The 14591-nt window shown below is 58.5% G+C and carries 10 protein-coding genes; all 10 read left to right on the top strand.

From position 1 onward, the window contains the following. The first annotated feature begins 636 nt into the window (after nt 1-636). The 10 genes from DXC90_RS02720 (at nt 637) to DXC90_RS02675 (ending at nt 14442) form a co-directional block, all read left to right on the top strand. Nucleotides 637-2085 (top strand): family 1 glycosylhydrolase, encoded by a 1449-nt coding sequence (locus DXC90_RS02720; RefSeq protein ID WP_117734657.1) that lies wholly within the window; start codon nt 637-639, stop codon nt 2083-2085. Nucleotides 2086-2321: 236 nt separating this feature from the next. After that, nucleotides 2322-3608, top strand: coding sequence for an MFS transporter (locus tag DXC90_RS02715; RefSeq protein ID WP_158550208.1), 1287 nt, complete (start codon nt 2322-2324; stop codon nt 3606-3608). A 224-nt stretch (nt 3609-3832) separates the two neighbouring features. Next, nucleotides 3833-4654: an HAD family hydrolase gene (locus DXC90_RS02710; RefSeq protein WP_117734655.1), complete on the top strand. Its 822-nt coding sequence runs from the start codon at nt 3833-3835 to the stop codon at nt 4652-4654. Between the two features lie 504 nt (nt 4655-5158). Next, nucleotides 5159-5347: a hypothetical protein gene (locus DXC90_RS02705; RefSeq protein WP_117734654.1), complete on the top strand. Its 189-nt coding sequence runs from the start codon at nt 5159-5161 to the stop codon at nt 5345-5347. Between the two features lie 23 nt (nt 5348-5370). Further along, on the top strand, nt 5371-8442 hold the full coding sequence (locus tag DXC90_RS02700) for a SpaA isopeptide-forming pilin-related protein (protein ID WP_147326598.1): 3072 nt from the start codon (nt 5371-5373) through the stop codon (nt 8440-8442). Nucleotides 8443-8481: 39 nt separating this feature from the next. Then, nucleotides 8482-10260: a SpaH/EbpB family LPXTG-anchored major pilin gene (locus DXC90_RS02695; protein WP_117734652.1), complete on the top strand. Its 1779-nt coding sequence runs from the start codon at nt 8482-8484 to the stop codon at nt 10258-10260. 202 nt (nt 10261-10462) lie between these two features. Further along, nucleotides 10463-11602, top strand: coding sequence for a class C sortase (locus DXC90_RS02690; protein ID WP_117734651.1), 1140 nt, complete (start codon nt 10463-10465; stop codon nt 11600-11602). Continuing rightward, complete coding sequence (locus DXC90_RS02685; protein WP_233502116.1) at nt 11562-11966, top strand: hypothetical protein; 405 nt, start codon at nt 11562-11564, stop codon at nt 11964-11966. Before DXC90_RS02690 ends, DXC90_RS02685 begins: the two co-directional genes overlap by 41 nt. Before the next feature lie 413 nt (nt 11967-12379). Next, entirely contained in the window at nt 12380-12784 is a 405-nt protein-coding gene (locus tag DXC90_RS02680) for a prealbumin-like fold domain-containing protein (protein ID WP_117734650.1), read from the top strand. A 740-nt stretch (nt 12785-13524) separates the two neighbouring features. Beyond that, nucleotides 13525-14442 carry a class C sortase gene (locus DXC90_RS02675; RefSeq protein ID WP_158550207.1) on the top strand — a complete coding sequence of 306 codons (918 nt, stop codon included), beginning with the start codon at nt 13525-13527 and terminating at the stop codon, nt 14440-14442. Nucleotides 14443-14591: the final 149 nt, after the last annotated feature.

The following is a 14591-nucleotide window of genomic DNA, read 5'->3' as shown; positions in this document are numbered from 1 at the left end:
GGGGGGGGGGGGGGGGGGGGGGGGGAGCGCCCCGCCGGTTTTTTTCAAAGGGGCTAGATGCCATGCGCTCGTCCGAGCGACTGCCCAAAATCAAAACCATGCCGGATTACGGGGCTGAAACGGTGAGTGCTGACCATACCCCGTTTTTCCGTAAACTGACAAGCCTCCTACCTGCGGTTTTGTCCTTGCCGTTTCTGGCATGCTCAAGGGGCACTGGTTCTGCCCCGTAAACCGGCATGGTTTTGAACCTGCCAATAAGGGACAGGTTTATTTTGGTCGGTTTTATCTGGGCAAACGTCGTCTCCGTCAGCTCCGTCCGCATATCTTAAGCCGGCATAGTTTCGATGGGTCGGTCCGTGCGCGTCCCGCAACATGCCTCGCCACGAAACCGGCCTATCTACTACGTTTAAGTGGTAGGGGCCAACCACACGGTGGTTTTTCGAAAACCGCCAAGCCGTCTACCTGCGGTTTTATTTTTGACAATTGCGGCGTGGTCGGGGGTTCACGACTAAACGTAGTAGATGGGCCGGTTTCGTGGCGGCCGACTCAACGCGAACTCCGATCGGGACGCAAATTACCTCGTGGACGCCGCTTCGGCGTCCACGCAACATCCCAACACGTACGAAAGGAGCCAACATGGCTTTTCCCGATGGATTTCTGTGGGGCGGTGCCACTGCCGCCAATCAGTGCGAAGGCGGATACAACGAGGACGGCAAGGGCCTCGGCGTTCCCGACATCATGACCGGCGGCACGGTCTCCGAGCCGCGCCACATTACCGACGGCATTCTGCCCCAGTACCACTATCCCAGCCACGAGGCCGTGGACATGTACCATCACTATCTCGACGACATCAAGCTTTTTGGCGAGATGGGCTTTAAGTGCTACCGCATGTCCATCAACTGGAGCCGTATCTTCCCCAACGGCGACGAGGCCGAGCCCAACCAGGCCGGCATCGAGTTCTACCGCCGTGTGTTCCAGGCCTGTCAGGAGCAGGGCATCGAGCCCATGGTCACCCTTAGCCACTATGAGCTGCCTTATGGTCTGTCCAAAAACTACGGAGGCTGGAAGAACCCCAAGCTCATCGATTTCTACCTCAACTACGCCTGCACCGTCATGACCGAGTACAAGGGCCTGGTGCGCTACTGGCTCACCTTTAACGAAATCAATTGCCTGCTCATGGGCGGCTTTGGCGGCGTGATGGGCGGCGGCATGGTGCCCGAGGCAACCGACACGCCCATGGCCTTTGGCGACTGCGACTGGGACGACCCGCAGGCGCGCTTCGATGCCCTGCACCATCAGTTCCTGGCGAGCGCCAAGTGCGTCACCATGGGCCATCAGATCGATCCCCAGAACAAGATCGGCTGCATGATCGCCGGCAACGCCTGCTACCCGCACACGTGCAATCCGGCAGACGTTCTGGCCGCACAAAAGCAGCAGCGCGAGATGAACTTCTACTGCGGCGACGTGCAGGTGCGCGGTGCGTATCCCTCGTGGGCGCCCAGCGTGTGGCGCCGCGAAGGCGTGCACGTGGAGGTTTCGCCCGAGGACGCCGCCACGCTGGCCGCCGGCAAGGTCGACTTCTACAGCTTTAGCTACTACATGAGCGCCACGGCCACGGCTGACCCGGTGCTGCTGGAGCAGGGCAACATCTTTGGTGGCGCCGGCAACGAGTACCTCAAGAAGAGCGATTGGGGTTGGGCGATCGACCCCGAGGGCCTGCGTTACTACCTGGAGGAGGTCTACGACCGCTACCAGGTGCCGCTGATGATCGTCGAGAACGGCCTGGGCGCGGTGGACGAGGTCGAGGCGGACGGTGCGATTCACGACGGCTACCGCATCGATTACCTGCGCGAGCATATCAAGCAGATGGAGATTGCCATCGAGGACGGCGTGGACCTGATGGGCTACACCATGTGGGGCTGCATCGATTTGGTGAGCGCCTCGACCGGCGAGATGAAGAAGCGCTACGGCTTCATCTACGTCGACAAGGACAACGACGGCAACGGCACGCTCGCCCGCAGCCGCAAGGACAGCTTCTTCTGGTACAAGAAGGTCATCGCCACCAACGGCGCCGACCTGGCCTAGCCAAGTCTCAACCAGCGTAAACGTCGCAACCACCACAAAGGGGACAGGCACCTTTGTGGTGGTTTTTGCTTTGGTAGATGTGTGGGACATGTCTTACAATCTACCAAGTAGTTCATGACGGGCGAAAAACGGAGAGAAGGGGCTTGATGCGTCCTTAATGTTTCATGCGGATAGATTGATTTGACAGACGGTGGCGAATGCCCACCGTCCGCATTCGTATGAAACAAGGAGTCTTCATGCTCGCCTCTCTTTTCTCAAAGCCTCAGTCATCGCTGTCCGTGCAGGCCAAGCGCCTGGTGGCGATGCGCTTTCTCATCTACACCGGCTTCCAAACCAGCTACTTTATCGGCGTCATCGGAACACTTACCTATGCGGACGGCGCTTCGGTCGTGGCGACATCGCTGGCCGTCCTATTTATGAACGTATTCGTGATCTTGGGATCCTTTGCGGGTGGCGCGGCGCTCGACGCCTGGGGCCCGCGCCGTCATTTTTTGCTGAGCATCGTGGGCACGCTGGCAACCGGCGCGGCGATCCTCGTTTTTGGCAGCGCGACCGGCATCGTCCTGCTCGGCGCGGTGCTCCTGGGCTTTGTGATGGGGTTCGCCCAGCCCATCGCCACATCCTATCCGGCTTACCTCACCGACGATCCTGTCGAGCTCAAAGACATCAACTCCGCCATCGCCATGTTCTCAAACGTGAGTATCATCGTCGGACCCACGCTGGGCGGTTTTGTCGCGGCTGCTGCGTCGTCGCGCGCGGTGTTTGTGCTCATGATGCTCTTTGCCGTACTGGCGCTCGTCGCCGGTTGGGGCTTTAGGCCGCAAGCAGGTCGCGTCGCCGCGCGCGAAAGTGCTCACGCGGATAGCAGCACAACGGCAAGTACTGCCAGTCAAAGCTCCGACTTCAGTAAATCCACCCGTGCAACCTTCGCGACCAGCATCAAGACGGTTTTTACCAACAGCGTCCTCGCCCTGCTGTTCTGCATTATTTTCCTTTCAAACTTTGGCTACGGCGCCTTCGACCCGCTGGAGTCGTTCTTCTACCGCGATGTTCTGCACGTCGGCGTTGAGTGGATGGGCTGGCTCTCGTCGGCCAGCGGTGTGGGCGCGGTGCTGGGCGCCGTCCTCGCGCTCCGCATGCCGCCGCACCTGGTCAACCTTAAAACGCTGCTCGTGGCGCTCATGTCCGTGGGTCTGGGAAGTTTGCTCTATGTGGGAACACCGTACGTGGGCGTGGCCCTTGTCGGCCAGATTGTACTGGGCATAGCTTGGGGCGTCGTCAACCCGCTCCACAACACCATCGTGCAAACGACGGCTCCGCTCGAGCAGCTTGGCCGCGTGAACTCGGTCATGGGCTTTGGCAATATGTTCGCCGGCGTGGCCCCGCTGGCTATTGCCCCGTGGCTGGCGGCGACGTTTGGCGTGCAGCAGACGCTCGTAGGGGCGGGCATGGTCGTGACGGCGGTTCCCGCGGCGTTGCTGCTATTTGGTCGCCGGCATTTGGATCGTGCCGCAAAGCAGTAAAAACCATCACAACATTCGATGAAAATCGCGATTTTGCCGAAAAACGTCGAATGTTGTGATGCTTTGCGTCTCGGGCCAGGCCATCCTGCGGGTCCGGCCACCACAAAGGGGCCAGGCACCTTTGTGGTGGTTTTTGCTTTGACGGGCCGCGCCTGTGCCTTGGTATACCATGTACGCCGTTCACGAATACACCCCACACCGCCGCACAACCCAGAAAGGCCCCCATGGACACCACCTTCAGCCACATCAAAGCCGTGTTCTGCGATATCGACGGCACGCTGCTCACGAGCGAGCACACGGTGTCCCCGCGCACCGTGGCGGCGGTCCGCGCCCTGCGCGAGCGCGGCGTGCTCTTTGGCCTGTGCACCGGGCGCGACGCCCACGCGACCGAGGCCATGTACGAGCTCTGGGGCATCGAAGGCCTGGTGGACGTGCTGGTGGGCTGCGGTGGCGCCGAGGTCATCGACCGCGCACACGACATCAACGAGCTGAGCTATCCGCTGCCGGGCGAGACCATCGCGCGCATCTGCAAGCACATGGCGGACCTTCCGGCAACGCCCGTCTGCCCCCGAGACGGCGTGTTCTACGTGCCCGAGAGCAACGCGTGCGTCGAACACCTGTCGCGTGTCGACGGCGTGCCCTACCAGGTGGTCGATTTTGCCGAGTTTTTGCGCGAGCCGCAACCCAAGGTGATGTTTACCATGGCACCCGAGGTAATGCCGCGGGTGATTGAGCGGGCGTCGACGTTTGCCGATAGCACCGTCAAGGCGGCGGCTCTGCAAACCACGCAGCGGCTCTACGAGTTCATGGATCCGCGCGTGTCCAAGACGCGCGGCCTTGTGCGCGTGGCGGAGCTCAACGACATGGAGCTCCAGAACATCTGCGTGTTTGGCGATGCGGACAACGACACCTGCATGGTGGCCGACGCCGGCGTGGGCGTGGCCATGGCAAATGGCAGCGACGCCACCCGTGCCGCCGCCGATTTTGTAACCGCCAGCAACGACAAAGACGGCATCGCGATCTTTATCGAGGAGCATCTGCTGTAGCGCCGGGGGAGAACCACCACGAAGGGGCAGGCACCTTTGTGGTGGCCTCAGGCGATTTGGGCGAATTGATGCCTAAAATCTGCGCGAAAATTCAGATATGGTTGTCTGAACATTACGCTTCTAACCACCGATGAGTTAAAGATATTCCCATCAATTTGGTAGTCTATTCCTCCCGGTTAATGACCTACCGTTCACGGTCGATTTTCGACCGTTCACAGGATGCTTGCTCTTGAGCAAAATGTTGTGCAAATAAATAAAATGCTATTAAAAAACTGATAACTGGCTTAATTACCTGTAGAAATAGATATTTCATAGCGAATAAACGAAGGTTAATCCGAGCAAATGTCAAGAGAATTGAGAACTGACTACAAAAATGTCGGTTTTGTTGCTCGGTTGTTTAAACAATAGTTACAATAGTATTACTACGCGAGCGCAATTACAGATTGCGCAGATACGTTTGATAGTGAAAGAGTAAGATCGCGGTCTCTTGGGGAGGAGACATCGATGAAAGCGAATTCAGAAAAAACTAAGCAGAGTAAAAAAGCGGCACACCGTGTGCTGGCAGGTGTTTTGTGCGGAGCTTCCGTTTTGAGCCTGGTACTGTCGCTCGTTATGCCCCCGATCTCGCAGGCCATCGCCAGCGACACCCAGACAGTTTCTACCGAGGAAACTGTAATGGGGTGCTCAAAGTGAAGAAGTTCGCCGCATGTAGCTTTATGGCAACTGTTCTCGTTGCAAGCACGCTGCTGTCCCCGTTCAGCGCGGCCACCTCTGCGAGCGCGGCTACCACTGTGAACAAGGGCATCTACAAGCCCACGCCTATCGGCATCGGTACGAATATCGATGTCTCTACCCACGATCCCGGCGTGGCCACATTCGTTGGAAGGGACATGTACGTAGGAGGCAAGCCTGCGGACCCCTCCTACCTCACACGCGACAACGTTGCAGGTTCATATGCCGTCGAGGCCGAGGGCCTTACCGTCGTGCAGGGTAAGCTTGCGCTCAATCCCCTCAAGGAGAGCTGGCCTTACACGGATGGTAAAAACAATACGTCTGGCGCGGGATTTCGCTTCGGTACCGTTGGCTTTGGTGCGCAGTTTCGTCCTTCTGCGGGCAGCGTCGTTCTTGCGGTCGCGGGCTTGAGTAACGCGACCTCTATCAAAGAAATCCAGGTTGGTACAAGCGAGCCCGCATCGGCTTCCGTTGGCGCGTGGAACAAGGGTGCCTGGGTTGGTAAGCAAAAGAGCTCACATAACGCTGAAGCCATTGGCGACGACTATACCGCGGCAATCGCGGGTCCCATTACCTATTGGAATTCTGACGACAGGCGCCAGTCTGTGGTGAAAACTCAGGGCGACTTCTATGAAGGGGAAAATGCGGACGAAAGTTCGCTGTTCAAACAAGTCGACTTCCTCAACAACATTAATGGCAAGGACTATTCGAATTACAGCGGAGAGACAGGCTATCTCACCACGCTCTCTAACCAGCTGAATTCGTTCGCGAAGACGGGCGAAGTGAGCTGCAGCGTTGCTCCGGCGTGCCATCAGGACAACCGCTATATCATCAACAAGTACGACAATACGGATTGTAATTATGGCCTGGTGTTTGATGAGTCGTATAAGACCATATATCCGGACTGCGCCGATACGTCGCTCAATGGTAGGCAATTCAAGAATAGCGAGCGTCTTATCAAGTTTAAGGGTGACAACACCTCTATGCAGCAGGTGTTCACCATCGATGCTTCTCAGCTGAGCAATACATACAACAACGAGTATTATCGTGGCGTTGATTTCGCATTCGAGGGCATTCCCAAGGGCGCCTCGGTTGTTGTGAACGTTACCGGATCTTCGAATATTGAGTTTCACAATGGCTGGCGCTTTTGGTGGAACGGTACCGAGATTTCGCGTGGTTACGAAACTCAATATTCCGGCACACCGCTGGGCGAGGCATACGCGACGGCTTCTCAATCCGTCATGTGGAACTTTGTCGATACGCAAAGCCTTACCATTCGGGGCGGCATCGCGGGAGAGGACCGCGCGGACTGGGAATACGGTGGCGCAACCATTGGTGCCAAGTGGACTGACGACGATCCTGCGGCGGCTATGATCGGATCGATTCTCGTTCCCAACGGAAGTTTCGACGACCATGTGACTACCAACGGTCGCGTTTATGTGGGCGTCGATTTCTCAATGAACAGCCCGAAGGTTGCCGCAGCATTTGATGAGGGTAACTCGGCTTCCGTCATCGATATGGATCAGGAGCGTCACAACTTCCCGTGGTCTGGCTCGTATACACCGGACGGTTCCTCCATTGCATGGAGCAAGGTCGACGCTGCGGATGGTACTAAGCTGCTTTCCGGTTCCTCGTGGACGATATACGGCACTGTCATAGATGCCAAGAACGGGACGGGTCCCATCGTTACGGTAACGGATGGCGCTGCCAACGATTACGCTTCTACTGATGGCAAGCTTCAGTTCAACTATTTGAACCAGAAGGCCGATCCGAGTAAGGAGATCTCGGATTCTAATCCGGCATTCACCTATTACATCAAAGAGGAGACGGCGCCGGAGGGTTACCAGGTTTCGGACAAGATCTACTACGCAACCATGAACAATGCTGGTGAGTCGGTGAACTATGTCCAGGGCTACGTGGATGAGAACGGGAACGAGGTTCCGTTCACACCTTCCAACACCACGGGCGCCATCTCCAACACCAAGATCACCGGTACGGTGTCTTGGACCAAGGTTGAGGAAGGAGACAAGGGATACACTCCTTTGGCTGGTTCCGAGTGGAAGCTTGCGAAACTGGGTGCCGATGGTACGATCGAGGCGCAGTCTTGGACCGTGAGGGACCAGTCGGCTTCGGGCGAGACCACGTGGGCCGATGCCGACGTCACGAATGGCAGGTTCAAGCTCGAGGGCCTGCTGCCGGGTACGTACACGCTTGTTGAGACCCAGGCTCCGATTGGCTACAACTTGAATGACGCGGGTTACGAGTTCAAGGTGTTCAAGGACGGCTCCATTACGTGGACCGAGGGAAAGAGCCCGACGATTGCCGGGAACAACGTCTACATTTCCGACGCTCTTGCCACCACGTCCGTGAAGATCCCGGTGATTAAATCCGTCCGTAATACGGACTGGCCGAAGGATTCCAGCGGTAAATACGTTGCGTTCGACTTCAGCATCGAGGCTACGGGGCCAAATAAGGATAGCGCTCCTATGCCTGACCCGAAGACTATTTCCGTCGCTCCCGCAGACTCCACCAAGGTCAACGACATCGAGGCATCTTTTGGCGAAATCTCGTTCTCCAAAGAGTACCTCGCCACGAACGACGCTTCGAACCCGACGGGCGCCAAGACTTACATCTACACGGTGAAGGAGGTCGCGCCCGACGCCGATGCCATCGACAAGCTCCGCTACTCCAAGGCCGAGTACCAAGTGGCCGTCACCGTGAAAGCCGATTTGCACGAGATGACCGGCAAGTACTCCGGCCTCACCACCTCCACCACGGTCACGCAGGTGAAGGACGACATGGGCAACGCCCTGGGTAAGGACGGGCAGGGCGTCGAGGTTCAACCCTCCGCCGCCGCGCCCGACGCCATCCCCGCTTCCACCTTCAACAACGTGAAAGTCCTCACGGACCTCCCGCTCACCGGCGCGGGGTGGACCGAAAACTCCATGCTCCTCGTGGGCGCCGGTCTCATGCTTCTGAGCGGCATCGCTGCGGGAGCGTATTGGTTCGCTACAAAGCGCCGCCAGGACGACCCGTCCGATGGCGCTGGTAGATAGATGTTTATGAATGTCGGGCTCATTTCTGAAAGGGGAATCATGAACCGATTCGTACAAAAGCTGATCGCCGGCGCCGCCGCCGTAGCGATCGCCGTAACCGGCCTGGTGGGCGGAGCGTCCACGGCCAAGGCTGCGCCAGTCTACAGCATTACGATCAACAAGCACTCGACGGATGCTGCCGATCACACGTTCAACGGCTGGCAGCTTGCCGAGCTGAAGGACGTTGTTGTTGGCAATGACAAGTCGATTGCCTATACGATTGATACCACCGATGCGCTCGTGAGCACCATCGAGGGCGCGATGAACTTCAATGCTGTCATTGATGGGACGGGCGATGCCCGGAACGTGCTTACTGCCTACAAGCAGGACAAGAACTTCTTTGTGTCCGAGGGCAACGCGTCGAACAACCCTATGGGCTTCCTGATCATGCGGGTGTTTAGCAATAGCAGAGCCTCTAACCTCTCCCCGTCTTGGAACAACGATGCCGCGCTGCGCACTTTTGCCCAGAACCTCGAGGACAAGACCTTCCCCGGCACTTCTGCTGCAACCGAGTTCACCACGTCTACGGCCGACAACGCCAATGTGAAAACCTTTAGCGTCCCGGGTATCTGGTTCCTGAAGGACGTTACCAGTCCCGCTGCTGACAAGGAGTCCTTCTCACTGCCCATCGTTACGCCGACGAGCATTGCGGACACCGATATCGATGGCATCGTTACTGTGAAGAACGTGATTCCGACTATCTCCAAGCATCTCGCCAATGCTGACGGTACCTACAACGATGAGCCGTCTTTCTCCGTGGGCGACACCGTGTACTACACGCTTGAGACTACCGTTCCGTACTACACCGGCTATTCGACCAATCGTGTGTTCAAGATCAAAGACACTGCTAGTTCTGCCATTTCTTCGGTTGTCGATGGCAACCCCACGGGCGTAAAGGTTGAACGGCTCATGGTTGGAGACGTCGCTCTTAAAGCGGATACCGACTACAGTGTTTCCTATGCCCCCACTACTGATACCGATGAAAAGTACACCAATGGTGTAGATACCGTCATCGACCTTGGTAAATACGTGAACCAGAGTGAGGGTGCTACTAAGCTGAAGGAGGGCGCAAAGGTGACCGTACTGGTGAGTGCCACTCTTGATGCAGATGCCAAGCTTTCTGACTCCACCGCCATCCAGGGCAACCCCAACAAGGACTCACTCACCTGGTCGCACAACCCCAACAACACCTCCGATGAGCAGACCATTCCTGGTAACGAGGTGAATGTCTACTCTTATAAGTTCAACATCGAGAAGACCGCCAAGGACATGACCACTAAGCTCTCGGGTGCTAAGTTCACTATCAAGGCGGGAAACAGCTATCTCGGTTACGAGAACGGCGCATGGAAGATCCTGACTACGACTCCGACTAAGGATACTCAGGGTGGTGCCGAAGCTGGCGTGTTCACCACCGATAACGAGGGCGTCATCAACTTTAATGGTCTCGACGCTGGCACGTATGAGATCGAGGAGATCGTTCCTCCCAATGGTTACACCGCCGTCTCCCTGCCGAAGTTCACCTTTACGGTATCCGCTACGGTGAAGTCCGACGATCCCGAGGGCCAGAAGACCATCACTGCTGTCTCTTATGCCAAGGACGCAAAGAATACCGACTCTCGCGTCTCCGTTAATAGCTCGACCATCAAGATTTGGAACGCCAAGAATCTCACCGAGCTGCCTATGACCGGCGACCTGGGCATCAAGGTCTTCATCACCGTGGGCGTGCTGCTCATGGCTGCTGGCGCCGCCTTCGCCCTGAGTGCACGTATGCGCGCCTAATTCCCTAGCTTGATGACGCGGCGAGCGGGCGATCGTCGTCTCCTATCAGCGCCTGCGCGCCGCGTTGCCATATTCCTCTTTCGCCGTACCCCGTCGCGCCTAGACCCGCGGCGGGGCACAGCGCATTGAGCCGCAACCACTCATGCGCCGCGCGTTCTCGCGCCGCGCCCACTTTCCACCCGTACCTTTGGAGGTGAACCACATGGAAGGAATCAAGCCCGTATCGACGTCGTGCAGGACGAGGGGCGGTTCGCGCCCGGCTTCCCCCAGCCGACGCAAACCGCCCCTCGTCCTACGCCTGCTTTCTCTCCTGTGCTTTGCCGCCGGCTTTGCCATCGTGGCCACGCCCCTTGTCCTGCGTGCTATTTCCCAGGCTGAGCAAACGGCCGCCGTTACCGCTGCGCAAAACACCGTGGACGGCTGGCCCTACCCGCAGGCCGAGGAGGCCCTCGCGGCCGCTCGCGCCTATAACGAGCAGCTGGCTGCCGGTGGTCAGGACGTCATCGGCGAGGTCGTGGACCCGTTCGGTAGCACCTCCGGCGCCTCCACCGCAACAGGTGCCAAGGACTCCATCGCCTCGCAAGACACCACGTACCAGGGTCTGCTCGACGCAGGTTCGGGCCTTATGTGCTCGGTGCGTATCCCCAAGATCGACGTGAACCTGCCCGTGTACCACGGCACTTCCACTGAGGTGCTCGCCGCGGGTGCCGGGCACCTGTATGGAACGTCGCTTCCCGTGGGTGGCGCGGACACGCACGCCGTGCTTACCGGCCACCGCGGCGTGCCGGGCTCGCTCCTGTTTACGCGTTTGGATGAGCTGCAGGTGGGCGACTCGTTCTACATCGAGGTGCTGGGCGAGGAGCTGGGTTACAAGATCGACCGCATAGACGTGATCGAGCCCGACGACGATTCCAAGTTGCGCGTGACCGCCGGCGAGGACCGCGTGACGCTCATGACCTGCACGCCCTACGGCGTGAACTCGCACCGTCTGCTGGTATCGGGTGTGCGTGCGGAGATTCCGAATGAGGTGCCCGTGCCCGAGGAGGCACAGGGCATCAACACCACCGCGGTGGCGCTGGGCGTTCTGGGCGCGCTGCTGGCGATTGTTGCGGGTCTCGTTGCGGCCGGGCACGTGCGCAAGAAGCGCCGCGCGGCGCAGCGTGCCGCCGTTGCCGCCGCGGTGACGCTGGACGCCGACGCGGCTGGTGGCGATGGCGGAAACGGGTGGGCCGTGGGAGCCTCCAGGCCTGCGGCCCCCTTCGCCTCCTCTGCTTCAGCCTCCTCGGCTTCCCCCGATTCCGATGCTTATTCACCCGAGTATCGCGGGCGACACCTGCGGTAGCGCCCGCATTGGTGCTCAATATCGCTCGAAGTGCAGCGCCTTCGCTCGCTTCCTGGTCATTTGCCAGAACCGCGGCGCTATCCCGAACATGCCGTACGACGCGATGGTCGAGCTTCCCGCCTACATCGGCAAGAACGGCCCCGAGGTCATCTCGCGCGACAACATCCCGCTGTTCCAGCAGGGCCTCATGATGCAGCAGCTCAACTCCGAGAAGCTCGTGGTCGAGGCGTGCATCGAGGGTTCGTATGAGAAGGCGCTCAAGGCGTTCACGCTCAACAAGACCGTGCCGTCCATGAAGGTCGCCAAGGAGATTCTCGACGACATGATCGAGGCCAACAAGGACTTCTGGCCCGAGCTTAAGTAACGAGGCCTTCGACGGCCCGACTGCGAACGGTTCGCAGCGGCCCTTAAGGTCCATAGGCTCCCCCTGGGATACATCCCAGGGGGAGCCTCTCAGAAGCGCCCGAGGGGCGCTTCTTGTGTATATGGAGGCAAAAGGGATATGCAGTCTTCATACATGGCCTCCTTTTAGGAGGGTCGATTTCTCCGGTTGATTTCCAATCTCAGCTGAACACATTGAGCGGATAGGCCGTTCCCGCAGTTAGCCGAAAGCCCCCGGGGTCCCTCCCGGGCCCCGGGGCGGCATTTTCCCAGTTGAAGGAACGGTGGAGATGTGTTTCGATGGGTCCGGTGGCCATGCTCCGCCCTCCGCCCGGCACCTCTTCCAAGGGAACCGATGAGGGCGCCGGCGCCCAGTATGTCTAAGAGAACGGCTCTTTGGGCAATACTGCTTATGATTTTACGACTGATGATAAGGGCGAAATCAGCGTCAAGGGCCTCGATGCTGGCGCTTACACGGTCGAGGAGACCCATACGCTCCCCGGCTATAACACCGTGCCCAAATTCACGTTCACCATTACTGCCACGGGTCTTAATCAGAATGAGGGCGAGAATACGTTGACGGTGACCACATCCAAGAATGGTTCTGGTCTCGTCACCAATTCCTCTTCTGGTGGCGGCACCGTTACCCTTACCGTCAAGAACAAGAAAGGCTCCGGCCTCCCGCTGACCGGTCTTAACGGCGTGACCTTCACTTGGATCGCTGGCAGCGCAGTGCTGTGCATCGGCGTGGCACACCTCATCCGCAGCCGTAAGCAGGCTGAGGAGTCCGAGCAGGAGTAACGCTCACTCATCCATCCCTTTGGCAGGTGGGATGTGATGGCCATGAGACTTGCGGACACTTTTCTCGTCCATCGACGTTCTTGCTTTGCTATTCTCTTTTCGGGGCAGACTCCGCACTGGAGTCTGCCCCGTTCTTTTTGGGATAACGCAGCCAGGCTCCATTGCCCGATGTATCAAGCGTATGAATATCGAACAGATGTTTGCAAATATTGCGTTTACCAGCTGTAAGTGCGAGTGCTCGCAGTAAAATACCCTTGCGACGCATCCCGTGCGCGGGCGGCCGACGACTCGATCGGAGGTCCCCAAATGCTGAAATTCCTTAACGCGCTCGCCGCCCTCGCGGCGGTGGGCTCGTTCGTCATCGCGTTTCTTGACTCGTATGAGGTTCGGTTTAAGGTCCGTAGGCGCACGCGCGGTGCGGACGGTAGAAGGCATTTGCGCCGTAACAAGCGCAAATAAGAATGCCCGGGGTTAGAGGCCCGGGCATTTAACAACGTCGGAAACTGGTCGCCCGCGCTCCTAAGTACTTACGCGGGGTGCGTCGTTTCCTGTAGCTATTGTATCCCGAATCGCCCCGCCGATTCGGGACATTTTGAAAACTCAAATGCTGGCCTATGCTCGCGCTGCGCAATGCTGTCTAGCTGCGTTGTCCGGCGCGGAAGCTCGTTAATCGGCTATTATTTGCTTAAACAACTTGAGTTGTAGAGGAGTGACCGGCGATGGTGCAGGGCGCCAAACATATGAAGAGCAATAACGCCGCGGCCAACGGTGGCTCAAGCCCTCAGCCCAAACCTCAACCAAAGTCCAAACGCCGTCGCAAGCGACTGCCGCGCTGGGCCGATCGGCTCATCACCATCGTCATCATCCTTATTGGCGTGGGTCTTATGACCTGGCCGTGGATCTTGGACCGGCTCGAGGCCTCGGGCGTGTTCAACCAGATCAGCACCGTGTCCAGCACCGTGGACGCGCTGTCTGCCGAAGAGCGCGAGCGCATTCTGCTCCAGGCGCGCTCCTTTAACGAGCAGCTGGCGGGCGAGGCCACCGAGCTTCCCACCGACCAGATCGAGCCCTACGCTCAGCAGCTCATCTTTGACCGCGACCCCATGATGAGCTGGGTCGAGATCCCCTCCATCGACGTGAGCATGCCCATCTACCACGGCACGAGCGAGGAAGTCCTCATGGCGGGCGTCGGCCACCTGGAGGGCACGAGCCTGCCGGTTGGCGGCACCTCGACGCATTGCGTGCTCACCGCGCACTCGGGCATGCGCAACCTGAGCATGTTCGACGACATTCACTCGCTGGAGCCCGGCGACCTGGTGCTGCTGCACACCATGAACAAGACGCTCGCCTACAAGATGGTGGACTCCGAGGTGGTGCTGCCCGAGGAGATGGAGTCGCTGACCATCGAGCCCGGCGCCGACAAGGTGACGCTCGTCACCTGCACGCCCTACGGCGTGAACGACCATCGCCTGCTGGTGCATTGCGTGCGCACCAAGTACAACAAGAAGGACGTCGACAAGCAAAAGTCGCTGGCCGGCCGCCACTGGGGCAAGCGCGAGTTTGCCGTGCTTATTGTAGTCGTGGCCATTGTGCTGTTGCTGCTGGACATCGTGATCCACGCGGTCCGCAAGCGCCGCAAGGCCAAGGCCTCGGCATAAGACATTCTTCAGAACCACCACAAAGAGAACCACCACAAAGGGGACAGGCACCTTTGTGGTGGTCGGGACTTCTAAACCATCACAACATTCGATGAAAATCGCGATTTTGACGAAAAGCGTCGAATGTTGTGATGGTTTTCGTTGTGGGC

Origin of the sequence: Collinsella sp. TF09-1AT, from assembly GCF_003436895.1 — a bacterium.
Classification (GTDB): Bacteria; Actinomycetota; Coriobacteriia; order Coriobacteriales; family Coriobacteriaceae; genus Collinsella.
This window is presented reverse-complemented; position numbering and strand designations above follow the sequence as displayed.